Genomic DNA, 21,251 nt, shown 5'->3' with positions numbered 1-21,251 from the left:
TCATCTCCGATCTCCGATAGGTTAGGCAAGGCTTACCTAAGGAGGTTTGGGATGGGTGACAGCCAAAGCTGGACGGCCGTGCCTTCCGCGGCGGAGCGGGCCCGGTCGGTGCTCGCCGCCGCGTGGTCCTGCGCGGTGACCGCGGAGGGCGGCCGCGAGGAGTTCGTCGGCGCGCACACCGTGGCCGAGGACGGCCGGGTGCTCCTGCACGTGCCGGAGGACAGCACTCTGCTCGCGGCCGCGATCTGCGCACCCCGCGGCGAGCCGTCCGCCGTCCTGGAGTTCGCCGACGTGGCGCCCGTCCCCGTGCGCAGCCGGATCCGGGCCCGGCTCTGGATGGCCGGATGGTTCGTCCACGAGGACGGCCACCTGGCGTTCCGCGCCACACGCGTGGTGCTGCGCCCGCCGTCCGGTGCGGTCGTCGTCGACCTCGACGAGTTTTCCGCCGCCGCGCCCGACACGGCGCGGTCCGCGTCCAGCCACTCGCCGTCGACCGGCACGGACTGACGCTGCGCATCGAACGCGCCCGCGCCCACGGAGACGTACGCCTGGCGTTCCACACGCCCGCCGACGACATGGCCCAGCTCACGGAGCGCATGCACGTCCTGCTCACCCAGGCCGGCGCCGCGTCCTGTCCGCGGGCCCTACAGCGGCAGCGCACAGACGGCGACGGGTGAGGCGAACGGCTCGCCTGCGAGCCGCAGCTCACCGCTGCGCGTGTTCACGTGGAACACGCTCGCGGTGGAGGACTTCTGGTTCGCGGCGAACAGCAGCGATCCGTCCGGCGAGAAGGCGATCTGGCGCGGGAAGTCACCGGCCACCGGCACCGTGTCCAGCAGCCTGAGCCGGGCGCCGTCCGCCTCCACCGCGTAGCGCGTGAGGCTGTTGTGGCCCCGGTTGGCGAGATACGCGTACGCGCCGTTCGAGGTCACCAGGATCTGCGCCGGGTAGCTGGTGCCCGACCCCGTTCCCGTGGACTGGGCCTCACCGACGCTGAGGCGGCCGGTGCCGGGGTCGTAGCCGCAGACCGCGACCGTGTTGTCGACCTCGTTGGCCAGATACGCGTGCCGGCCCCCGGGATGAAAAGTGAGATGACGCGGCCCGGCGCCCGGCCGGGTGTGGGCCTGCGCGACCTCGGTGAGCCTGCCGGTCTTCTCGTCCAGGCGGTAGGTGTACACGGTGTCCGTGCCCAGATCGACGGCGAGGACATGGCCGCCGTCGGGGCTGGTGATGAACTGGTGGGCGTGCGGGCCGTCCTGGCCGGGACCGGGCGGCGGGCTGGAGTGCTTGACCAGGTCGGTGCGCTCGCCGAGCGCGCCCGAGGCCTCGATCGGGTGCACGGCCACGCTGCCGGAGGTGTAGTTGGCGCTGAGCAGCCAGCGCCCGCCGGGATGCACGGACAGATGGCAGGGCCCCCCGCCTCCGGTGCTCCGGCTCCCGAGGACCTCGCGGTCGGACAGCCGGACGGCGGTCACCGCACCGTCATCCTGCTCGTTCACCGCGTACAGCGTGCGGCCGTCCGGTCGCAGCGCGAGGTACGACGGGTTGGCGACGCCGGTGAGGGTTCCGCCGCCCGTGATACGGCCGCTTTCGGCGTCGTACGTGGCGAAACCGATGCCCGTGCCGCCGCCCTCGACCGAGGTGTAGGTGCCGAGGTAGAGCGGGCGGGGGCCGGAGGTCTTGCCGGTGCCGCGCGGGGCGCTCGTCGTGGCTCGCGGGGCACTCGGGCCGGGCTCGGACGCCGGCGGTTCCGTCTCCGACGGCGCGTCACCGCACGCGGGCAGGGCGGCCGTGGCGGCCGTTCCCGCGAGGGCGCCGACGAACCGGCGCCTGCTCCAGCCACCACTGCCCATGTCCACACCTCAGGTCGTCACATCGTCCCGGTCGCGACAGCCACCTTGGCGTGGATCACCCGCCACGTGCAACAACGGCACCCTGCGTTGCGTAAGCGCAACAGGCCCGGGTTCGTCGCGGCGTCTACCAGTCACCGTCCTCGACCGGCTTACCCGGCGCGTCCTTGAGCGGCCGCACCTGCTGCGCCGAGGGCTCCTGCCAGTGGTCGTGGTCGTCCCCGATCCAGTCACCGACCGGCTTGACGCCCCCGAGGGTGTCCGTGGGAGCGAGATCCTCCGCGTCCTGGTCGTAGTAGTCGAACCAGGGCAGCCCGGCGCGGGTGTACGCGGCGCGGTCCACGGGCGAGGGCGGGGGAGCCTCGCCGGTGATGCGGCGCCACTCCGGAGGCGTCACCAGGTGCACGAACACGAGCCCGGCGGGCTGCTCGGACCAGTCCTTCAGCGGCCGGTCGTCCCGGTAGACCTCCTGCCGCATCGAACCGCCGACGCCCAGACCCATCGCGGCCGCCGCCTGACGAGGCCGGCGCGCGGGGGCCGCGCCCCCGGACGGGGCCGCCATGGGCATCGCCGCTCCGTACCCCGGGGGCGGCAGGGTGATCGACCTCTCCCGCTCCACCCGCAGCCGCTCCTCCTCGCGCCACCGGGCCAGCTCCCCGTCGTTCAGCCGGAACGACTGCAGCTGTACGCCGCCCCACACCTCCTCGCCCGTGACCTGGCCCTCGACGGTCGCGCCCAGCCCCAGCGGCACCGCCACGAACTGGCGGACCGTCCCCTTGCCGGAGTTGATCCCGTCCAGCCATGGCTGGCGCGGCAGGACGACGTAGTTCTGCGGCTCGCGGGAGAGCCGGCCGCTCCACGGCAGGCCCGAGACGGCACACACCTTGCCCGCCCCGACCTGCAGGGCGGCCGGCTCCGTCGTACCCGCGAAGCTCAGCCACATCGCCTCGCGCAGGTACACCGGCAGCATCACCCCGCCCCGTGCCCGCTACCGCTCGGGGACCGTGTCCGGGTAGTCGGAGACCCGGCGCAGGGGGAACTCGCCGAGGCCCGGTGGCAGCGGATGGGTGCCCGTCTCCGGTAGACGCAGCGTGCGGACGAACCGTACGGCCACACCGCCCGGCAACCGCAGTGTGTTCCCGTCGATCCGCACGGTGGTGTCGGTCATCGGCCCGCTCCCTCGCGTCCGGTGCCGGCCCTGTCCCGGCGTCCCCTCACCAAGAACGCCCGCCGATCCCGGTACGGTTCCGCCACAGCCGCTCCTGAACGCCCATGCGCTCACGCAGCCGGGTAAGCCGCGGCATCCGCGCGCGCTGCTCCCGCGACACGCGGTCCAGTTCCTCCAGCAGGCGACGCGAACGGTGCTCGGTGTCGAGCTCGTCGAGAATGCGGTTCACCTCGGTCAGCACGGCGCCGAGCAACTGCCAGTGCCGGATCTCGCGCTCGGCCTCCTCACGCAATAGCAGGGCCAGCCTGTCGCGGGTGCCCACCGCCGAGCGCAACTCCGCGGCGAGCCGCGACTCCGCCGCGTCGGCGTTGAGGCTGACGTGCGTGGTGACCAGCACCGAGAAGCTGACCACCGCGTCGGCGATCTCGGACAGCAACTGCTCCACGACGGCGCCCGTCTCCTTCGCGAACAGCGGCTCGGGCTCACGCTCCTTCGCCAGGTCGGTGAGGGTACGCGCGAGCACCCGCAGGACGACCGTGCAGATCTCCAGCGTGTCCAGCCCGGTACGCAGCACGACTCGGTGCAGCAGACCCTCGCTCACGCGCGGATTGAGCCGCAGGCTGTCCTCGGCCTGCCTCAGCGCCGCGTCGACCTCGACGATGTCGTGGTCGAGCCGACGCGCCTCGTGCAGCCGCGCCGCAGCCCGCTCGACCGGTGTGCGGCCGGCGGCCTCCTCGCCGATGCGGAGCATCAACTGCCGCAGCCGGCGGGCCAGTCCCTCCAGCGACTCACCCGCCTCCTCCACCCACACCGGCGGCGCGAGGAGCAGATTGAAGCCGAGCCCGACGACCGCGCCGATCAGCGTCTCCAGCACCCGCGCCCACGCCGTGTCCCCGTGGGTCGTCACTCCGAGGACCAGCATCGCGCTGATCGCCACCTCGGGCACGTACTCGTTGACCCGCACCAGATGCCCGACCACCAGCGACGCCACGATCAGCAGCGCGAGGCTCCACCAGGTCAGGCCGACCAGGAGACTGAAGGCGATGGCGACCATGACGCCGGCCACCACGGAGGTCACCCGGCGGATGCCGTTGGTGAGCGTGGCGTACAAGGTGACCTGGACGACCAGCAGCGCGGTCAGGGGGGCGGTCAGCGGCGCCGCCTCGGGACTCAGGCGCAGCGCGATGACGTACGCGATCGTCGCCGCGGCCGCCGACCGCAGCGTTTGGACCGCCAGGGGATCCCGGCGCAGCTTCCCCAGCCGCATGAGGAACGTCGTCCCCTCACGTACATCTCGCATCCTCGGGCTGTCCCCTTCCACAGATGGACCGAAGGTACTCATTGAGGACCGTGACTGTCCGCGACTGTCCGGAGGGAAGCGTAGATTGTCATTCCGGTACGCCTGGGGAGTGGGGTGGCCTGTTCCCTGAGGAAAACCTCAGTCCTCGCCCCGTGGTTGTCCGCACCCCTTTTCTGCGGACAGCCGGATGGCCCCCGCCGCTCCGGGACGAAAGCCTTGGATCATGACATGGCAACGGACCGGAGCACTCCTGACCCTGCTCCTCACCCTCGGTACCACCGCCGTGGCCACCGTCCCGGCCACGGCGGCCCCTGCACCCGCCCCGACCGTCGTCGAGGCGCTCGACCGCGCGGCCCACCCCCTCAGGACCGTCGAACCGGAGGGCGACCCCCGTGATCTGCGCGCCCTCGACCGGATGATCGGCGACGCTGAGGTGGTCGGCCTGGGCGAGGCCACCCACGGCTCTCACGACTTCTTCGCCCTCAAGGACCGCGTCTTCCGCCACCTCGTCGAGGAGAAGGGCTTCCGCACCTTCGCCCTGGAGGCCCCCTGGAGCACCGGCCTGCGCCTCGACGACTACGTGGTGCACGGCGAGGGCCACCCCCGGCGCATCATGAGCGACGAGTTCCAGCGCGACTACCTGTGGTGGAACAACACCGACTACCTGCGGCTCGTGGAGTGGATGCGGGCGTACAACATCCGCCATCCCGACGACCCCGTCCGCTTCATGGGCGACGACAGCGCCTGGACCGGGCCCGAGGTGTACGCCGCGGTCGCGGACCACGTGGCCGCCGCGCATCCCGAGTCGAGCGCCCGGCTCGCCGAGCTCTACCGCGGCCTGCGGCCCACCGTGGCGACGGGGTCGTACATAGAGCAGTACCTGAACAAGCCGTACGCCGAGCGCCGGGAGATGGCCGACCGCACCGGCCGGGCGCTCGAGTTGCTCAGGAGCCTGGCCCCGGGCGCTGACCGGCAGGCGCACGACCGGGCAGTCCGGAACGCGACGGCGATCGACCAGACCGCCCGACAGTACGCGTTCGACGTGGAGGATCCCACGCAGGCCGCCGAGGCCATGCGCTACCGGGACAGGACGATGGCCGCCAACGTCGTCCGGTGGCAGCGGCACACCGGCACCAAGGTGCTGCTGTCGGCGCACAACAACCATGTCGGCTACGTGCCGGAGGAACCCGCCGAGAACCCCAAGGTGCAGGGTGCCTTCCTGCGCGACAGCCTCGGCGCGGGGTATGTGAGCGTCGGTCTGACGTTCCACCACGGCTCGTTCCACGCCACCGGCCAGGACGGCGCGGCCATCCGCCGCTGGACACTGGGACCGCCCGGCGCGGGCAGCAACGAGCGGACCCTCGACCGGGTACGCCACCGCGACTACGTACTCGACCTGCGCTCCGCCGGATCACCGGCCCGCGAGTGGCTGCACCGCGCCCGGCCGACGCGCGGCATAGGCACCGCCTGTCCGGACGGCCCGCACGACATCGCGCTCGCCCGCAGCTACGACGTCCTGATCCACCTTCACCACGTGGAGGCGGCGCGACTACGGGACCAGTAGCCGACCAGGTCAGACGTAGAGCTTGTCCAGGAAGGCGGACAGGTTGCCCGCCGTCCGGGCTATCTGCTCCTCCAGGGTGAGGCTCTCCTCGAAGCTGGCCCCTGACTCGGGGACCTTCTTGCCGCGGACGTACAGGGAACAGGCGAGGTCGGTGCACATGTACAGGCCCACCGAGTTGCCCTCGCGGCCCGCCGCGCCCGCCTTGCGGGCCGTCATCAGCGAGACGCCGCCACCCGGGTGGGTGGTCAGACACAGCGAACACATGCTGCGGTGCAGAAACCCTCGCTGCGAGGACGGGAACCGCAGGGTCACGCCGGCGAGCCGACCGTCCCGTTCGGTCACCAGACAGCTGCGGTCGGGTGCTCCCGGATCCCGCCAGCCGAGGAAGTCCAGATCGCCCCACGGGCGTTCGTCGAGGTCCCGGGGCACGGCCAGGCGTTTGGCCTCGCCCTTCGAGCAGTTGATGAATGAGTTGCGGATGTCCTGCTCGGTGAGTGATCTCATGGGGAGCCTCCCGTGAATCGTGCGGAAACCTAGGGTGCCTAGGCAAACAAAGGACTAGGTTAGGCAGGCAGAGTGAGGGGGAGCCAGCGGATTTCCGTTCCGTACGCTGTACCGGGAGCGCGCGCCGGAAGCCGGGCGGTGGCTCAACAGGGTGGTGGGGGCCGGGCGTTACGTCGAGGACGTGTGCGCGGCCCGCTGACCGGAGGAACGAGAAGGGGGTGGGTGCAGGTGGTGGACTCCGTGGGCCCAGAGGACTCGACAGACCCAGAGGACTCGACAGACCCAGTGGCCTCGACAGAGCCGGCGGGCTCGTCGGACTCCTGGTGGCGGGCGCGGCGCGTTCTGGAAGGGGCGCGCGTGGACCCCGAACGCCTCACCCGCCTCCGCCCGCTGTCCGGCGGCACGTACAACGCCGTCGAGGAGCTTCTCCTCACCGACGGCAGCCGCTACGTGCTGAAGGTCGCGCCCGCACCGACCGCCCCCGCCCTGCGGTACGAGAGCCGGCTCCTGGTCTCCGAGGCCGAGTTCTACCGCGGGGCCGCCGAGGCGGGTGTCCAGGCGCCGCGCGTGGTCGATGTGGGCGAGGAGACCGGGGTAGCACACATGCTGATGACGGCGTGCCCGGGCGAGACCTGGGACGATGCGCTCACGGAGGCCGAACAGGCGGATCTGCGGGCGGAGTTGGGGCGCCAGGTCGCCCGCCTCCACCGGGTGACCGGACCCGGCTACGGTTACCCGTCCGGTGCCCTCGGCCCGCTCGCCCCCGACTGGCGCACCGCTTTCACCGTCATGATCGAAGCGATTCTCGCCGACGCGCGCCACTACCGGGCGCGACTGCCCCGCCCCGCCGACGAGGTGGCCCGTACGCTCCGGGCCGCCTTCCCCGCCCTCGACGAGGTCACCGCTCCGTGTCTGGTCCACTTCGACCTGTGGCGGGGGAACATCCTGGTGGACCGGCCGGCGGCGGGCGAGCAGCCCCGTATCGGCGGGCTCATCGACGGGGAGCGCATGTTCTGGGGCGATCCGCTCGCCGACTTCGTCTCCCTGGCACTGCTGGGGGACATCGAGAAGGACGAGGCATTCCTCGCGGGCTACCGGGAGGCCGGCGGCCGGGCCGAGTTCGACGCCCCGGCCAGGCTCCGCCTCGCCCTCTACCGCGCCTACCTCTACCTGATCATGCTCACGGAGACGGTTCCCCGGGCGGTCGACGTCGGCCAGGAGCGGTGGGTCCAGGAGAGGGTCGCCCCGGAACTCGTCGCGGCCCTCGACGAGATCGAGGACTCCGTCTCCTGACCGCTCTCGCACGGGCGCACGGCCGTGCGAGAGCGGGCCCCGCACTACGTTTCGCTGGTCATCGCGGAGGTACTCGCGTGTCGCCCGACCGACGCGAAGGGAGTTCGTCGTGGTCGACCACCGTCACGAAACACCCGGTGAGCACGGTGACCCCGTCCCTCGGGATCTGCCGGACCAGCAGGCAGACGCGGGCGAGGACCCCTGGGACGTCACTCCCGACCGCGGGGAGGCTGACAGCGGCGACGCCGAGGAACCCGAAGAGACCACCGAGTCCACCACCGACGTCCCCGACACCGACGAGGCGGGCACCGGCAGGCAGGGAGCGCCGCACTCGGGCTCCGTGCACCCCGAGAACCCGGTGCCGGACGAGTCCTCCGCCTGACCTCTGTGCCTGACCCTCTGTGCCTGACCTCTGTGCGATGACCTCTGGATGACCTCTGTGTGACTTCCGTCAGCCGACCTTGCGGCCCTTCATCGGTTCCGTCCTCATCCCCGCGCCCTGCTGCATGCCCTGCAGGAACTCCTCCAGCACCTCGGTCGCCGTGTGCTCCGGGCGCCAGCCGAGCTCCGTACGCGCGCGCGTGCAGTCCATCAGGGGCAGCCTGAGCACCGCGTCGAAGAGATGCGGCGAGGCCGGCAGCAGGTGCAGTCCCCACGCGGCGGCGATCGCCGAGCGGGCCGCGGTGCGCGGCAGCCGTACCGGACGGGCGTCGAGCATCTCGCCCAGCAGCTCCGCGTCGACCGGCGGTTCGCCCGCCAGATTGAAGGCGCCGTGGACGTCGGAGTGCAGCGCGAGCCGGTACGCCTTCGCCGCGTCGTCCGTGTGCAGCGCCTGGACGCGCAGGCCCGGGATGTCGGGCAGGAAGGGCAGCAGCTCCGGCCGCACCAGCGGGCCCGGCAGGAAGCGTCCGCCGAAGATCCGGCGCTGCTCGCTCGCCGACTCCCGCTTGAAGAGGAACGCCGGCCGCATCCGCACCACACGGACGCCTTTGTGCTCGCGTTCGAACGTGTCCAGGGCGCGCTCCAGATAGGCCTTCTCCCGGCAGTACGCGGCGTCCGGCCAGCCGTGCGTCGGCCACGACTCGTCCACCGCCTGCTCCTTCGGCCCCGGCGAGTACGCGCCGACGGACGACGCGTGCACCAGCGCCGGCACGCCGGCCGCGGCCACCGCGTCGAACACCCGCATCGCGCCGAGCACATTGGTGCGCCAGGTCGCCGCCGGGTCGTGCGTCGGCTGGAACGCCCAGGCCAGATGGACCACGGCGTCGGCACCCTCGAACTCCTTGACGAGATCGGCCTGGTCGGACGCCAGATCGATCCCCGACCAGTCCGTCTTCGCAGGCGCCCACTCGGGAATCCGCCGGGCCACACCCAGCACGGACCCCACCTCCGGGTCCTCGGAGAGGAGGCGCACCAGGCTGGTGCCGACGTTGCCGGTGGCGCCCGTGACGACAATCCTGCTGCCCGCTGAAGTGGTCACCTTCGACTCCTTACGGCCGCTCGGTCGACGGGGGAGTGCCCCGAGTACCCGGCGAAAGGCGATGCACGCGGCCTATGAGCGTCACTTCCGGCCGGGAGATGATCACCTCATGAGCGAGATCATCCTGATGTCCGACCCCAGGGTCGCCGCCGTTCCGGTCGAGGAGTGCGGGGAGCCCCTGGTCGACGTACGCGGCTTCCTCCAGGTCGACGACCGCAAGCACGAGGACTCCCACGGCGCCGAGGTCCATGTGCGGCGGGGCGTGCTCGACCGGCTTCTTCGGGCGCAGGCACTGTTGCCGGACGGCCTGCGCCTGCTCTTCGTCGAGGGATACCGCCCGCCGGTACTTCAGCGCCGCTACTTCGATAGTTACGCGGACGAACTGCGCGCCGAGCACCCGGACTGGTCCGCCGACCGCCTTCGCTCGGCGGCCGGCCGTTATATCTCCCCGCCCGAGATCGCCCCGCACACCGCGGGAGCCGCCGTGGACCTGACGCTGGTCGACACCGACGACCGCGAGCTCGACCTGGGCACCCCCATGAATGCCACCCCGGAACAGAGCGACGGCGCCTGCTACACGGCAGCCGCCGGCATCACCGACGAGGCACGGGCCCACCGCGCCGTCCTGGGAGAAGCCCTGAGCGCGGCGGGCCTCGTGAACTACCCCACCGAGTGGTGGCACTGGTCCTACGGCGACCGCTACTGGGCCCTGGCCACCGGCGCGCCCGCCGCGCTGTACGGGCCGAGCGAAATCGGCGCTCCCTAGATGCCCGAGACGCTTCCTAGGCGAAAGCGTTCACGCCCGTCCGCTCCGCCGACAGTTCCCACAGGCGGGCCGCCTGCTCGAGGTCGATGGCGTAGTCCTTGACGCCCTTGCGTTCGCCGTCGGCCGGGGCCGGCTCGGCGATGTCGCAGTCCTCCAGGTACACGCCGCCCAGGTCGGCCAGCTGGGGCGACGTCGCCGCCCAGACCTGGGTCGCCGCGCCCTGCTCCGGTGTCTTCATGCCGGCGACGTCCAGCGGGTTGCCGTCCTCGTCGATCCAGCCGTTCGCCACCATCTCCTCCTTCGGCAGATGCCGCTGGAGGGGCGTGAGGATGCCGCCGGGGTGGAGTGAGAAGGCCCGTACGCCGCGATCCCGGGCGAGCCGGTCGAGGTGCACGGCGAACAGGACGTTCGCCGTCTTCGCCTGCCCGTACGCCTCCCACTTGTCGTAGCCGCGGCGCCAGTCGATGTCGTTCCAGCGGATGCCGGAGAAGTGGTGGCCGCGCGAGGACACGGAGACCACGCGGGCGCCGCCGGGCTCGATCGCCGGCCACAGGCGGTTCACGAGGGCGAAGTGGCCGAGGTGGTTCGTCGCGAACTGCGCCTCCCAGCCGGGTCCGACCCGCGTCTCGGGGCAGGCCATGATCCCGGCGTTGTCGATGACGAAGTCGAGCGTGCGGCCCGAGGCGAGGAACCGCTCGGCGAACGCGCGCACGCTGTCCAGGTCACCGAGATCCAGCTCGTCCACCTCGACGCCGCCGAGGCCTTCCAGCGCCTCCCGCGCGGCAGCGGGGCGGCGGGCGGGGACGACGACCCGGGCGCCGGCCTTGGTGAGCGCGCGGGTGGTCTCCAGGCCGAGTCCCGAGTAGCCGCCGGTGACGATCGCGAGCCGTCCGGTCAGGTCGAGGCCGGCCAGGACGTCGTCGGCGGTGCTCCGGGCGTCGAAGCCCGAGCCGATCTTGTGCTGTGCGGTGCTCATGCCCGGAACGCTACGTATTGGAGCGTTCTCGAAGTCAAGCCGCCGGGCGGCCGTGTCCGGTCGACCCCGGGTGGCCATGTCCGGTGGACATGAGGAAGCCCCGACCGGGACGGGGGAATCACGGTCGGGGCGGGCTTGTGCGTGGGCGCGGATGGCGGTCGCCTCTCGGCGAAGGGCTCCACAGGGCTTCAGCCGAACGATCGTCCCTGTGGGCAAAAGGTGAGGCCCGGGGACACTGTCCCATCCGCACCCACGGTTTGTTCAACTGGCAACTACCCCTGGATGTTCCGCACTCCGCCGCCTGGCGCGGTGATGTGCGTCACCGCCGCCAAGCCCTCGGAACGGCCTCACTCCAGAGGTTCTCCGCCTGCAGCAGCAGGGTCCCCAGGACGGCCGTCCGGTCGGGCTCCTGTGCGGCGTGGTCCCGCAACCCCTCCTGCAGCCGCTCGTGCAACCCCCGCATCGCCTCCTCGGCCCGCCCGTCCGGCCGCGTGCCGTCGCCGCCGTCCAGCAGACGGCGGCTCTCCGCGTGGCACGCGTCCCCGATCCACTCCAGCAACTCTCCGTACGAGCGCAGCGCCTGGCCGTCGGGCGGGGACGGAGTCCGGTCGGCGTCGGCCGCCACCGCCAGGGTCCGGGTCAGCGCCCTGATGTGTCCGGTGATACGGCTCCACCGCTCGTCCTCCTCCTCGGACGGGACGGCCGACGTGGCCCGGCTGACGGCACGCAGCGGGCCGGCGGTCAGTCGCAGACTCTCCCGGCTCCACCCGCGCGCCGACCGCAGCGCGTCCAGACGCCGCTCCAGCCGCGCCGAGGCACTCGACCAGCCGGCGGCGGACTGCGCGTCCCACTCGTCCTCCCGCAGGTCGTCGGCGACGCCGTGCAGCACGTCCCCCGCCTCCCCGGCGAGGGCCGCGAGGTTCTCCCGTACGTCCCGCAGATGGATCGGCGGCAGGATCAGCGCGTTGACGGCGACCCCGATGACCGCGCCCAGCGCCGCCTGCGAGACACGGTGCCCGACCGCCGACGCCGAGACGGTGCCCGAGGTGAGGGTGAACAGCGCGGTGGTCGCCGCGTAGATGCCCTGGTCGCCGAAGCGCGGCCAGTTCGCGAGCAGCATCAGTACCGGCACCGACAGGGCCAGCGCGCCCAGCGTGTCACCGGTCAGCCCCTGCGCCGCCGACGCCAGCAGTGTCCCGGCGCAGATCGCGGCGAACTGCTGCGCGGCCTGCCGCAGCGAGCTGTACACGGTGGCCTGCACCAGCACCACCGCCACCCAGGGCGCCATCAGGGCGAGCGGGTCGCCCAGCCAGTCGCTCGCCACGAACCAGGCCAGCAGCGCGGCCGCGGCGGCCTTGAGCGACTGCACGACCAGATCGCGCTCACGGCCGGGACCCCGCAGGGCCGCCCGGGTGGCTCTGCCGACGTAATCGGCTTCCCTTCGCACGGTATCCGTCACACGGGTCATCGGCTGCGGGTATCCGCACCGCCCGCCGCCTCACGCGGCGCAGCCGCCCGCGACGAGCCGCCCGCGACGGAGCCGGCACTCAGACGGAGCCGGCACCTCACGGGGGACGGTCGATCGGGGCCCTCACGCCAAGGGACTCTTCGCCAGCGATGCCAGCAGGTGCGCGGGGTCGTCGTAGACCGCCTCCGCTCCCGCTGCCTCCAGGTCGGCGCGCGGGATGCCACCGCACAGCACGGCCACGCAGCGCACCCCGGCCCGGCTGCCCGCGCGCATGTCCCAGACGGTGTCGCCGACGAACACCGCGCGCTCAGCGGGCACGCCGGCCAGTTCCAGGGCGTGTTCGACCGGCTCGGGCGCCGGCTTGCCCGCGTCGACGTCGTCGGCGCTCGCCGTGGCGGTGATCGCGTCGTCCGCGTCGATCGCCCGGCGCAGCGCGGACAGCTCGGCGCCGCCCGCCGAGGTGGCGAGCACCACCGACCAGCCGTCGCGGTCGAGGCGCCGCAGGAGCCGCCCGGCGTCCTCCAGGGCGGGCAGCCGGTCGAAGTACTGCCCGTAGAGCGTCTTGTGCGCGGCGCTCAGCTCGGCGTCGCGGTCCTTGTCCCGGTCGTCGCCGAGGAGGTGGGCGACGAGGTCGGTGGAGCCGAGGCCCACGGCCCGGTGGATGGCGTGCATCGGCACCTGGTGGCCCGCCTGCCGGAAGGCCTCCCACCAGGTGGCCACGTGGAGGTGGTTGGTGTCGACGAGCGTCCCGTCGACGTCGAACACGGCGGCCCGTCCCATGCGTCCGTCCCTTCCTCCGCGCACCGCCCGAGCACCACGCCGAGACACCTCGAGCACGCCTCGAGTACCACCTCAGCCGCTCGCCACCCGTTCCGGAACGCGTCCCTCCCGGGTCCAGGCCAGCAGCTCCTCCAAGGACCACGTGGTGACCACGCGCTCCTCGGGCACCCCGCACTCCTCCGCCCGGGCGCACCCGTGGATCTGCCAGTCCAGCTGGCCGGGCGCGTGCGCGTCGGTGTCGATCGAGAACAGCACGCCCGCCTCCACGGCCCGCCGCAGCAGCCGCCGGGGCGGATCGAGCCGCTCGGGCCGGCTGTTGATCTCCACGGCGGTGCCGGACTCGGCGCACGCGGCGAACACCTCGTCCGCGTCGAACTCCGACTCGGGCCGTCCCCGCCCGCTCACCAGCCGCCCGGTGCAGTGCCCCAGCACGTCGGCATGCGGATCGCGTACGGCTGCCACCATGCGCCGGGTCATCGAGCGGGCATCCATGCGCAGCTTGGAGTGCACCGACACCACCACGACGTCCAACCGGTCCAGCAGCTCCGGTTCCTGGTCGAGCGAGCCGTCGTCGAGGATGTCGCACTCGATGCCGGTCAACAGCCGGAACGGCGCCCACGTCTCGTTCAGTTCCGCCACGATGTCCAGCTGTCTGCGCAGTCGCTCGGGCGACAGGCCGCGTGCCACGGTCAGCCGGGGCGAGTGGTCGGTCAGCGCCGCCCACTCGTGGCCGAGCTCCGCCGCCGTGCGGCCCATCTCCTCGATCGGGCTGCCGCCGTCCGACCAGTCCGAGTGCACATGGCAGTCCCCGCGCAGCAGAGCCCGCAACCGCGCCCCGCCCCCGGCCGGCGGCGCGTCGGTCTCGTCCTCCAGCTTCTCCAGGTACCCGGGCACATAGCCGTCCAGCACCTCCCGCACCACCAGCGCCGTCTTCGGGCCGACACCCCGGAGGGACTCCAGCGTCCCGGCATACGTCCGCTCGCGCACCTCGTCCTCGGGCAGGGCGGCCAGCACCCGAGCCGCCGTACGGAAGGCGCGCACGCGGTACGTCGGCGCGCGGGACCGCTCCAGCAGGAAGGCGATCCGGTCCAGGGCCTCGACGGGATCCATCGCCACCTCCACCTCCAGAGTTGCCCAGGAGCACGGGGGCCGCACTGCGGGCGGCCGGTTTGTCGGGTACGCGGCCGGGTACTGCGATGCCTCATCACCCGCGCAACGCGTCCACGAGGAGGCCTGCCATGTCCGCCCCCACCGCACCGCGCAGCAAGGTGGCCGTGATCACCGGTGCCGACTCCGGCATCGGCAGGGCCACCGCCGTCCGGCTGGCCCGGGCGGGGATGGACATCGGCATCACCTGGCACAGCGACCTCAAGGGCGCCGAGGAGACGGCCGAGGAGGTCCGCTCCCACGGGCAGCGGGCCGCCGTGTCCCAGATGGACCTCACCCGGCTGCCCGTCGCCGCAGGCACCGTCGACGAGCTGTGCGACCGGCTCGGCCGCCTCGACGTCCTGGTCAACAACGCCGGTACGGGCACCATGACGCCCTTCCTCGACCTGGAACTGGACGACGTGCGCGAGGTCATCGAGGTCGACCTCGTCGGCCCCTTCCTGTGCGGGCAGAAGGCGGCCCGGCACATGATCCGGCAGGGCGACGGGGGCCGGATCATCAACGTGACGTCCGTCCACGAACACCAGCCCCGGGTCGGGGCCGCGCCGTACTGCGCGGCCAAGGGCGGGCTCGGTCTACTCACCCAGGTCATGGCGCTGGAACTCGCCGAGCACGGCATCACCGTCAACGCGGTGGCGCCCGGCGAGATCGCCACGCCGATGACCGGCCAGGAAGACATCGACCCGCACACCGAGAACCGTCCCGGCGTCCCGCTCGGACGGCCCGGCGACGCCCGCGAGGTGGCGGCCGTGATCGCCTTCCTCGCCGGGCCCGACGCCACATACGTCACCGGCGCGTCCTGGAGCGTGGACGGCGGCATGCTCCGGATGGGCCCGCAGGCCGGATCGCACCTGGGCAGCGACGAGTGGCGGCGCCCCTGAACCGACGCTCAGGACGGGTGACGCACGCCTCTCCCTCCGGCGGGATGCGCTTTACGCTCTATCCATGACCGAAATCGCGAGCCCGCACATGACGTATCCGCGGATCCTGGTGCTCGGGGTACAGCCGGGCACGCCGCCCTTCCGGATCGTGGAGATCGACGGCCAGGTGGTCGGTGAGGCGAAGACCGTCACCGACGTCCTGGAGGCCGCCGCCGCGTTCGGCATCACGGTCCACGACCTGGACGACCCGGACGTCGTCCGCTGGGTGGGCGGCGACAAGTTCACCTGGACCCGGCACTGAACCGACCGCGTCGACCTGCCCCCGCCGGGCCGGAAACGCCCGCGACGGCAGGATGAGCCCATGACCTCACCTCCGTTCGACGTGGACGCCTTTCTCCGGCAGCCGCTCACCGCACGCCTGGCCACGAACGGCCCGACGGTGCGCCCCGTCTGGTTCCTGTGGGAGGACGAGACGTTCTGGGTTCTGACGGGACCGTGGACCCGACTGTTCGCGCGCGTGCGAAACGACCCCGACATCGCGCTCGTCGTCGACGAATGCGACCTCGCGACCGGCCTGGTGCGGCAGGTCATCGCGCGCGGCAGCGCCCGGCTCGTGCCCTTCGACGTCGAGCGCGGGCGGCGCAAACTCGTCCGGTACCTGGGCACGGACGAGAGCCGATGGGACGCGCGCTTCCTCCATTACCTGTACGACGATCCCGGTGAGCGAGGCACCACGTGGCTGTGTCTGACGCCTTCCTCGCTCACGGCCACCGACCTCAGCTATGCACCGCCCGGCTGATCCGCCGCCCCAGCAGCAGGTAGCCCACCAGGGCCCCGGTCGTGTTGAGGATGACGTCGTCGATGTCGAAGGCCCGGCCGGTGACCAGCGCGCCCTGTGCGAACTCGACCAGGAGCATCACGAACGCGGTCAGCAGGAGCACGCGCAGAATCCCGCGGGCGCGCGGGGCGAGGACCGGCACCAGGATGCCGAACGGGACGCCCAGCAGCAGGTTTCCGCCGATCTGCTTGACGGCGTCCCGCAGTGCGGGTTGGTCCAGATAGGCCCGCAGGGAGCGTCCCGGACGCATGTTGGTGTGCGTCAGCGCCTCCGAGGCGGGGGAGGGCTGCAGGGTCAGTCGGGCCAGCACCACGGCGAACGCCACCATGACCGCGAAGGCGCACAGCATCGCCGGCAGACGGAGAAGGAAGGGAAGAGGGCGTCGTCCGGTCGTCCCGCTCGGCTTGGTGGGCTTGCCGGACTTGGGCTTGCCGGACTTGGGTTTGTCCGACTTGGGCTTGCCGGACTTGGGCTTGTTGGACTTGGTGGTGCGCAGGCGTGACGAGACACGCGGACGTGCGGCTGCACGGGCCATGCGGTCCTCCAGTCTTCAACTTCCCTGCGTAGTAAGGCGATTACCCGCGAACCGCCCGAGAATGCGGCCGCGCCGCACCCGGTCCGCAGGCGCCCCCGGTTTCCCTTCGTACTGTCGGGGCACTCCGGGCTGAGACCCGCGCGTCGCCACCGCCCGCACCCGGAGCGGTGTTTGGATGGCGCGGAAAACGCGTAACGGATATTTCCCTGCAAAGCGCATGGCTGCGGGGGGTGCATGAACCGCCGCGCAGGCTCCGAGGAGGTGGCGCTTGAACCCGCGTACGACGCTCCTCACCGGTGCCGAGCTCGCCGCCTGGTGGGCCGGGCTCGCGGTGCTGTGGCTGGTGCTGATCAGCGCGGTGGACGCACTGGAGCTCGCCGTCGGCGCGGGCGTCGCCGCCGTGGGCGCGCTCGCGGCCCGGGCCGCCCGGCGGGCGGTGGCCGGACGGTGAACGGCTGGATGCTCGCGGCCACCGTGACGCTCGGCGGGGGCGTGGGAGCCACCCTCTGGGGCGTCGCCACCGGACCACTGCGGCGCCGGGTCGTCGCACAGAACCTGTCCACCGCGCTGGCCTGCCCCGCCCTGCTGCTGCTCTCCCAGGGCTACGACCGCCCGTCCTACGTCGATCTGGCCCTGGTCCTCGCGCTGCTGGGCCCGGTCGGCACGCTCGTCTTCGCCCGGCTGCTCGCCGACGATCTGGCCGAGGACCCGCCACGCGCCTGGGGCGTGACGTACGCGGCCGCAGGCGTCGGCGCGACGGTCGTCCTGGCGCTGTGCGTGGCCACCGGGCCCAGCCGGGCGATGGTCAAACTCCTGGTCGTCGGGGCGCTGCTGATCGGCGGGAACGTCGTCGCCTCGCGGGCGCTGTCCGGCGGGTTCCGGGGGGTCGGCCGTGGCTGACGCGGTGATCGTCGTCGCGCTGCTGCTGGTCGCCGCGTCCGCGACCACGGCGGTGGCGGTCCGCGACCCGGTGCGCCAGGCCCTCGTCCTCGCGGTCCTCGGTGTGGTGCTCGCGGTGCTGTTCACCGTGGTGCAGGCGCCCGACGTGGCGCTGTCGCAGCTGGCGGTGGGCTCCGCGCTCACCCCGCTGTTGCTTCTGCTCACGGTCCGCAAGGTCAAACGGCGTGGCCGGAAGCAGAAAGAGGGACACCGCCGGTGAGCCGGCGCATCCGGCTGTGGCTCGTGGCCGTGGGCGGCGCGGGGCTGGCCGCCCTGCTCGTCGCCGCGTGCCTGGACCTTCCGGACTTCGGCGGCGACCGCCACCCCTACGGCGACCGGGCGGTGCGCGAGGCCCTCGCCCGGCACACCGCCAACACCGTCGCCTCCGTCAACTTCGACCAGCGCGCCTTCGACACCCTCGGCGAGATGATCATCCTGTTCTCCGCCGTCCTGGGCTGCGTGGTCCTGCTGCGGCAGACCCGCGACGAAGAACGCGCCCGGCCCGAACCCGAGCCGGTGGCCCGCCCCGTACGCCGGTATGCCCTGATCGTGCTGCCCGTCGCCCTGCTCACCGGCCTGTATGTGATCGTCCACGGGCAGCTCAGCCCCGGCGGCGGCTTCCAGGGCGGTGTCGTCGCCGCGACCTCCCTGCACCTGCTCTACCTGGGCGCCGACTACCGCGCCCTGGAACGCATCCGCCCGGTCGGCCTGTACGAGGTCGGTGACGCGGTCGCCGCCTCCGCCTACCTGGTCACCGGCGTCGCCGGGCTCATCGGCGGCAGCGCCTTCCTCGCCAACACCCTGCTGCCCTACGGCACGTTCAACACGCTGTCCTCCGGCGGCACCGTGCCGCTGCTGAACGCCGCGATCGGCATGGAGGTCGCCTGCGCGGTCGTCGTGCTGCTCGCCCGCTTCCTCGACCAGGCCGTGGAGATCGAGGACTCCAAGGAAGTGAGAGCGCCGTGACGCACGTCCTGCCGTACCTGGTCGCCGTGTGGGTCTTCCTGGCCGGCTGCCACGGCCTGGCCACCAGCCGCAACCTGATCCACGCCGTCGGCTGCCTGTCCGTCTGCCAGGCCGGCACGTACATCCTGCTGCTGGCCGTCGGCTACCGCGACGACGCCACCGCGCCCGTCTTCTCCGACGTCGAGCCCGGCTCCCGGCCGGTGGTCGACCCGGTGGTGCAGGCCCTGGCGCTGACCGACGTCGTCGTCGGCGCCACCGTCACCGCCCTGCTGCTCGCACTCGTCGTGCAGATCGCCAAACGCCACGGCACGCTCGATCCCGACGAACTCTCCGAGCTGCGCGGCTGATGAACGACCTGCTGCCGCTCCTCGTCGCCGTCCCCCTGCTCGGGGCCGCCCTGCTCGTGGCCTGCGGCCGCCGCGTGCCCCGCGTCGTCGCCGAGTCGGTGGGCTGCGCCGTCTCCGGCGGCACGGCCGCGCTCGCGCTCGTGCTGCTCCTGAACTCCTCGCCGCCCATGGTCGAGTGGGTCGGCGGCTGGGTGCCCGTCAACGGCCATAGTGTCGGCATCGTCCTGGTCGGGGACGGACCCGGCCTCGGCATGGCGGCCCTCGCCTCGCTGCTGACCCTGGCGGCCCTGGCGTACTCCTGGCACTACTTCGACGAACCGCCGCGCCGCCACGCCGGTTCGTTCCCCGCGCTGATGCTGCTCTTCCAGGCGGGCATGTGCGGATTCGCCGTCGCGGGCGACCTGTTCAACGCCTTCGTGTGGTTCGAGCTGATGAGCGTCGTCGCGTACGCGCTGACCGGCCACCGGGTCGAGGAGGCCAGGGCCGTGCAGGGGGCGTTGACCTTCGCGGTCGTCAACTCCCTCGGCGCGTACGCGATGCTGATGGGGATCGGGCTCCTGTACGGCCGTACCGGCGAGCTGGCGATGACGCAGATCGGGCGGGGGCTCGACGCGCACGGCGAACCCGACGCGCTGGTCCTCGCCGCCTTCGTCCTGGTCCTGACCGGACTGCTGGTCAAGGCGGCCGCCGTGCCCTTCCACTTCTGGCTGCCGGACGCGCACGCCGTCGCGCCCACGCCCGTGTGCATGCTGCTGTCGGGCGTGATGGTCGAGCTCGGCGTGTACGGCGTGTGGCGCGTGTACGGCACCGTGTTCTCCGGGCCCGGTGGGGTTCCGGCCGAGAACTTCGAACGGGCGCTGGTCGTGCTGGGCGCGCTGACGGCGGCGGTCGGCGCCCTGATGTGCTGGTACCAGAGGCACATCAAGCGGCTGCTGGCGTACTCGACGGTCGCCCACATGGGCCTGTTCGTGGTCGGCATCGGCGTCCTGACGCCCGAGGCCGACGACGGGATCGCCCTGTACCTGCTGGGCCACGCCGGGGTGAAGGCCTCCCTGTTCGCCTGCACCGGCATCCTCCTCGACCGGTACGGCAGCGTCGACGAACACGCGCTGCACGGCAGGGCCCGGGGGCTGCGCGGTGTGGCCGTGCTGTTCGCCGTGGCGGCCCTGGGCCTCGCGGGGCTGCCGCCGTTCGGCACGGCGCTCGGCAAGTCCGTCACGGAGGAGGCCGTGGGCGGCCCGCTCACCGTGCTCTACGTCGTGGCGACCGCGGTCACCGCCGGAGCGGTGCTGCGGGTCGCCGCACGCGTCTTTCTCGGCCTGGGCCCCGCGCCCGAGGAGGGCGACGCGTACGAGACGACCGGTTCCGGCGAGCGGCCCGAGACCCGGCACCGGCTCGGCCGGATCCCCGACACCATGACGACGGTCCCCGCGGTACTGCTCGCCGGGGCGCTCGCCGTCGGACTGGCACCCGGCTTCGCCGACGTCGTATCGCACGCCGTGAACGAAGCCGGGTCCGGTGGGGTCGTGGTCGCCCCCGTGCACTGGACCCCGGTCGGCATCCTGCTGGGCCTGGCCTCGGCCACTCTGGCCGTGGGCCTCGCGGCCGTGGCCGTCAATCGCCCGAAGCTGCTCGCCGCACCGGAGTGGGCGCTGCCGCTCAGGCGTCTGCAGTCCGGCCACGTCGGGGACTACGTGGCCTGGGTGCTGGTCGGCACCACCCTGCTCGGCGTCCTGGCCCTGCCCGGTGTCCTCGACGCCTGATCAGCCGGCGTAGCTGACCTTCACCTCCTTGAAGCCGAGGGAACGCAGCAGGCCTTGGAGCATGTTCGTGGTATTGGTCTCGGCGCGCTCGGTCAGCTCGCTCTGCTTCGCCGCGTCGCTGATGTGCCGGACGGCCAGCTTCTGCACGGCCTGCTCGCTGTTGGGGTTGTCCGAGAAGAGGTCACCGAGGCGGTCGAGGAGACCGCGCTGTTTGGAGACGGCGTAGGAGCGATCGGTGTCGAGGGCCGGCTTGCCCAGTGCCGCGTGCGGCAGCCGGAGGGTGGCGGACGTGCGGTCGTCGTTGACCGTCACGTCCCTCTCGCCGACCTTGCCGAGGTCGACGAAGGCGTCGACGGTGCCCGCCCCGACGTACAGGGTGCGGGAGCCGCGGATCGCGTCGGGCAGGAACTTGGCGTCCTTCTCCAGGTCCACGACGACCTGGAAGTTGCCGGAGGCGGCGTCGTAACGGCTGATGTCCTGGATGGACTCGAGCAGTGCGGGACCGGAACGGTCGTGCGTCTGTGTACCGAACAGGTCCTTGAGGCCGGGCAGCACGCTCAGCCGGATGCCGGCGAAGAACACGACGAGCACCAATACGACGGCGCTCACCACCTTCGCCCAGCCGGGCATGCGCTTGGACATGCCCTTGATGGGAGTCGTCATGGC

The 21,251-nt window shown here is 72.3% G+C and carries 23 protein-coding genes and 2 pseudogenes; 14 read left to right on the top strand and 11 right to left on the bottom strand.

The features are described from left to right. Positions 1-51: 51 nt before the first annotated feature. Positions 52-677, top strand: a pseudogene (locus CLM62_RS43030) (DUF2470 domain-containing protein). Here the strand turns inward: CLM62_RS43030 and CLM62_RS43025 are convergent. The 3 genes and pseudogenes from CLM62_RS43025 to CLM62_RS43015 form a co-directional block, all read right to left on the bottom strand. Beyond that, positions 645-1,853: a lactonase family protein gene (locus CLM62_RS43025; RefSeq protein WP_095755328.1), complete on the bottom strand. Its 1,209-nt coding sequence runs from the start codon at positions 1,851-1,853 to the stop codon at positions 645-647. The pseudogene CLM62_RS43030 and the gene CLM62_RS43025 sit on opposite strands and share 33 nt — an antisense overlap. 124 nt (positions 1,854-1,977) lie before the next feature. Next, positions 1,978-3,018: pseudogene (locus CLM62_RS43020) on the bottom strand (hypothetical protein). A 46-nt stretch (positions 3,019-3,064) separates the two neighbouring features. Next, positions 3,065-4,318, bottom strand: coding sequence for an aromatic acid exporter family protein (locus CLM62_RS43015; RefSeq protein WP_095755327.1), 1,254 nt, complete (start codon positions 4,316-4,318; stop codon positions 3,065-3,067). A 223-nt stretch (positions 4,319-4,541) separates the two neighbouring features. On the opposite strand from CLM62_RS43015, the gene CLM62_RS43010 reads away from it, so the two are divergent. After that, positions 4,542-5,882: an erythromycin esterase family protein gene (locus CLM62_RS43010; protein WP_095755326.1), complete on the top strand. Its 1,341-nt coding sequence runs from the start codon at positions 4,542-4,544 to the stop codon at positions 5,880-5,882. Positions 5,883-5,891: 9 nt separating this feature from the next. Here CLM62_RS43010 and CLM62_RS43005 read toward each other — a convergent pair whose 3' ends face one another. Next, positions 5,892-6,386, bottom strand: a complete 495-nt coding sequence (locus CLM62_RS43005; RefSeq protein ID WP_095755325.1) for an FBP domain-containing protein — start codon at positions 6,384-6,386, stop codon at positions 5,892-5,894. A 285-nt stretch (positions 6,387-6,671) separates the two neighbouring features. Between CLM62_RS43005 and CLM62_RS43000 the strand changes: the two genes are divergently transcribed. Next, positions 6,672-7,679 carry a phosphotransferase family protein gene (locus tag CLM62_RS43000; protein ID WP_095755324.1) on the top strand — a complete coding sequence of 336 codons (1,008 nt, stop codon included), beginning with the start codon at positions 6,672-6,674 and terminating at the stop codon, positions 7,677-7,679. 109 nt (positions 7,680-7,788) lie between these two features. Next, positions 7,789-8,061: a hypothetical protein gene (locus CLM62_RS42995; protein ID WP_095755323.1), complete on the top strand. Its 273-nt coding sequence runs from the start codon at positions 7,789-7,791 to the stop codon at positions 8,059-8,061. 69 nt (positions 8,062-8,130) lie between these two features. On the opposite strand, the gene CLM62_RS42990 is transcribed toward CLM62_RS42995, so the two are convergent. After that, positions 8,131-9,159 (bottom strand): SDR family oxidoreductase, encoded by a 1,029-nt coding sequence (locus CLM62_RS42990; RefSeq protein WP_095755322.1) that lies wholly within the window; start codon positions 9,157-9,159, stop codon positions 8,131-8,133. 109 nt (positions 9,160-9,268) lie between these two features. On the opposite strand from CLM62_RS42990, the gene CLM62_RS42985 reads away from it, so the two are divergent. After that, on the top strand, positions 9,269-9,925 hold the full coding sequence (locus tag CLM62_RS42985) for a M15 family metallopeptidase (protein ID WP_095755321.1): 657 nt from the start codon (positions 9,269-9,271) through the stop codon (positions 9,923-9,925). Positions 9,926-9,941: 16 nt separating this feature from the next. Here the strand turns inward: CLM62_RS42985 and CLM62_RS42980 are convergent, their stop codons facing one another. From CLM62_RS42980 to CLM62_RS42965, 4 genes are all read right to left on the bottom strand, one after another. Then, a complete protein-coding gene (locus tag CLM62_RS42980; RefSeq protein WP_095755320.1) occupies positions 9,942-10,901 on the bottom strand; it encodes an SDR family NAD(P)-dependent oxidoreductase in 960 nt (319 codons plus the stop codon). Positions 10,902-11,220: 319 nt separating this feature from the next. Continuing rightward, on the bottom strand, positions 11,221-12,369 hold the full coding sequence (locus CLM62_RS42975; RefSeq protein WP_095755319.1) for an aromatic acid exporter family protein: 1,149 nt from the start codon (positions 12,367-12,369) through the stop codon (positions 11,221-11,223). Positions 12,370-12,492: 123 nt separating this feature from the next. Further along, on the bottom strand, positions 12,493-13,149 hold the full coding sequence (locus tag CLM62_RS42970) for an HAD family hydrolase (RefSeq protein WP_095755318.1): 657 nt from the start codon (positions 13,147-13,149) through the stop codon (positions 12,493-12,495). Positions 13,150-13,221: 72 nt separating this feature from the next. After that, a complete protein-coding gene (locus CLM62_RS42965; RefSeq protein WP_095755317.1) occupies positions 13,222-14,259 on the bottom strand; it encodes a PHP domain-containing protein in 1,038 nt (345 codons plus the stop codon). A 128-nt stretch (positions 14,260-14,387) separates the two neighbouring features. Here CLM62_RS42965 and CLM62_RS42960 point away from each other — a divergent pair, with 128 nt between their 5' ends. The 3 genes from CLM62_RS42960 to CLM62_RS42950 all read left to right on the top strand — a co-directional run bounded on the left by CLM62_RS42960 (position 14,388) and on the right by CLM62_RS42950 (position 15,996). Then, positions 14,388-15,197 (top strand): SDR family oxidoreductase, encoded by an 810-nt coding sequence (locus CLM62_RS42960; protein ID WP_095755316.1) that lies wholly within the window; start codon positions 14,388-14,390, stop codon positions 15,195-15,197. A gap of 64 nt (positions 15,198-15,261) precedes the next feature. Continuing rightward, positions 15,262-15,498 (top strand): hypothetical protein, encoded by a 237-nt coding sequence (locus CLM62_RS42955; RefSeq protein ID WP_095755315.1) that lies wholly within the window; start codon positions 15,262-15,264, stop codon positions 15,496-15,498. A 60-nt stretch (positions 15,499-15,558) separates the two neighbouring features. Further along, positions 15,559-15,996: a pyridoxamine 5'-phosphate oxidase family protein gene (locus tag CLM62_RS42950; protein WP_095755314.1), complete on the top strand. Its 438-nt coding sequence runs from the start codon at positions 15,559-15,561 to the stop codon at positions 15,994-15,996. Here CLM62_RS42950 and CLM62_RS42945 read toward each other — a convergent pair. Then, positions 15,974-16,570 carry a VanZ family protein gene (locus CLM62_RS42945; RefSeq protein ID WP_095755313.1) on the bottom strand — a complete coding sequence of 199 codons (597 nt, stop codon included), beginning with the start codon at positions 16,568-16,570 and terminating at the stop codon, positions 15,974-15,976. The two genes, CLM62_RS42950 and CLM62_RS42945, sit on opposite strands and share 23 nt — an antisense overlap. A gap of 268 nt (positions 16,571-16,838) precedes the next feature. Here CLM62_RS42945 and CLM62_RS42940 point away from each other — a divergent pair, with 268 nt between their 5' ends. Genes CLM62_RS42940 through CLM62_RS42915 form a run of 6 tightly spaced genes read left to right on the top strand, consistent with a single transcriptional unit; the run spans position 16,839 to position 20,585 of the window. After that, complete coding sequence (locus CLM62_RS42940) at positions 16,839-17,021, top strand: hypothetical protein (protein WP_095755312.1); 183 nt, start codon at positions 16,839-16,841, stop codon at positions 17,019-17,021. Continuing rightward, a complete protein-coding gene (locus CLM62_RS42935; protein ID WP_095755311.1) occupies positions 17,018-17,470 on the top strand; it encodes a monovalent cation/H+ antiporter complex subunit F in 453 nt (150 codons plus the stop codon). The genes CLM62_RS42940 and CLM62_RS42935 overlap by 4 nt, the downstream gene beginning before the upstream one ends. Further along, positions 17,463-17,729 carry a hydrogenase subunit MbhD domain-containing protein gene (locus tag CLM62_RS42930; protein ID WP_095755310.1) on the top strand — a complete coding sequence of 89 codons (267 nt, stop codon included), beginning with the start codon at positions 17,463-17,465 and terminating at the stop codon, positions 17,727-17,729. The genes CLM62_RS42935 and CLM62_RS42930 overlap by 8 nt, the downstream gene beginning before the upstream one ends. Then, the gene (locus tag CLM62_RS42925; protein ID WP_095755309.1) at positions 17,726-18,475 is read left to right on the top strand and encodes an MnhB domain-containing protein; all 750 of its coding nucleotides are present in this window, start codon (positions 17,726-17,728) and stop codon (positions 18,473-18,475) included. The genes CLM62_RS42930 and CLM62_RS42925 overlap by 4 nt, the downstream gene beginning before the upstream one ends. Continuing rightward, on the top strand, positions 18,472-18,822 hold the full coding sequence (locus tag CLM62_RS42920) for a sodium:proton antiporter (RefSeq protein ID WP_095755308.1): 351 nt from the start codon (positions 18,472-18,474) through the stop codon (positions 18,820-18,822). Before CLM62_RS42925 ends, CLM62_RS42920 begins: the two co-directional genes overlap by 4 nt. Continuing rightward, a complete protein-coding gene (locus CLM62_RS42915) occupies positions 18,822-20,585 on the top strand; it encodes a complex I subunit 5 family protein (RefSeq protein ID WP_095755307.1) in 1,764 nt (587 codons plus the stop codon). Before CLM62_RS42920 ends, CLM62_RS42915 begins: the two co-directional genes overlap by 1 nt. Here CLM62_RS42915 and CLM62_RS42910 read toward each other — a convergent pair whose 3' ends face one another. Next, positions 20,586-21,248 (bottom strand): DUF4230 domain-containing protein, encoded by a 663-nt coding sequence (locus CLM62_RS42910; protein WP_095755306.1) that lies wholly within the window; start codon positions 21,246-21,248, stop codon positions 20,586-20,588. Positions 21,249-21,251 lie beyond the last annotated feature (3 nt).

The organism is Streptomyces sp. SA15 (assembly GCF_002291145.1).
Classification (GTDB): domain Bacteria; phylum Actinomycetota; class Actinomycetes; order Streptomycetales; family Streptomycetaceae; genus Streptomyces.
This window is presented reverse-complemented; position numbering and strand designations above follow the sequence as displayed.

Bases quoted from the DNA above. Each gene is read 5' to 3' on its own strand.
- CLM62_RS42985 (WP_095755321.1), top strand. From the start codon at position 9,269: ATGAGCGAGATCATCCTGATGTCCGACCCCAGGGTCGCCGCCGTTCCG.
- CLM62_RS42980 (WP_095755320.1), bottom strand. From the start codon at position 10,901: ATGAGCACCGCACAGCACAAGATCGGCTCGGGCTTCGACGCCCGGAGC.
- CLM62_RS42960 (WP_095755316.1), top strand. From the start codon at position 14,388: ATGTCCGCCCCCACCGCACCGCGCAGCAAGGTGGCCGTGATCACCGGT.
- CLM62_RS42910 (WP_095755306.1), bottom strand. From the start codon at position 21,248: ATGACGACTCCCATCAAGGGCATGTCCAAGCGCATGCCCGGCTGGGCG.
- CLM62_RS43015 (WP_095755327.1), bottom strand. From the start codon at position 4,318: ATGCGAGATGTACGTGAGGGGACGACGTTCCTCATGCGGCTGGGGAAG.
- CLM62_RS42950 (WP_095755314.1), top strand. From the start codon at position 15,559: ATGACCTCACCTCCGTTCGACGTGGACGCCTTTCTCCGGCAGCCGCTC.
- CLM62_RS42970 (WP_095755318.1), bottom strand. From the start codon at position 13,149: ATGGGACGGGCCGCCGTGTTCGACGTCGACGGGACGCTCGTCGACACC.
- CLM62_RS43010 (WP_095755326.1), top strand. From the start codon at position 4,542: ATGACATGGCAACGGACCGGAGCACTCCTGACCCTGCTCCTCACCCTC.
- CLM62_RS42945 (WP_095755313.1), bottom strand. From the start codon at position 16,570: ATGGCCCGTGCAGCCGCACGTCCGCGTGTCTCGTCACGCCTGCGCACC.
- CLM62_RS42965 (WP_095755317.1), bottom strand. From the start codon at position 14,259: ATGGATCCCGTCGAGGCCCTGGACCGGATCGCCTTCCTGCTGGAGCGG.
- CLM62_RS43005 (WP_095755325.1), bottom strand. From the start codon at position 6,386: ATGAGATCACTCACCGAGCAGGACATCCGCAACTCATTCATCAACTGC.
- CLM62_RS42975 (WP_095755319.1), bottom strand. From the start codon at position 12,369: ATGACCCGTGTGACGGATACCGTGCGAAGGGAAGCCGATTACGTCGGC.
- CLM62_RS43025 (WP_095755328.1), bottom strand. From the start codon at position 1,853: ATGGGCAGTGGTGGCTGGAGCAGGCGCCGGTTCGTCGGCGCCCTCGCG.
- CLM62_RS42915 (WP_095755307.1), top strand. From the start codon at position 18,822: ATGAACGACCTGCTGCCGCTCCTCGTCGCCGTCCCCCTGCTCGGGGCC.
- CLM62_RS42955 (WP_095755315.1), top strand. From the start codon at position 15,262: ATGACCGAAATCGCGAGCCCGCACATGACGTATCCGCGGATCCTGGTG.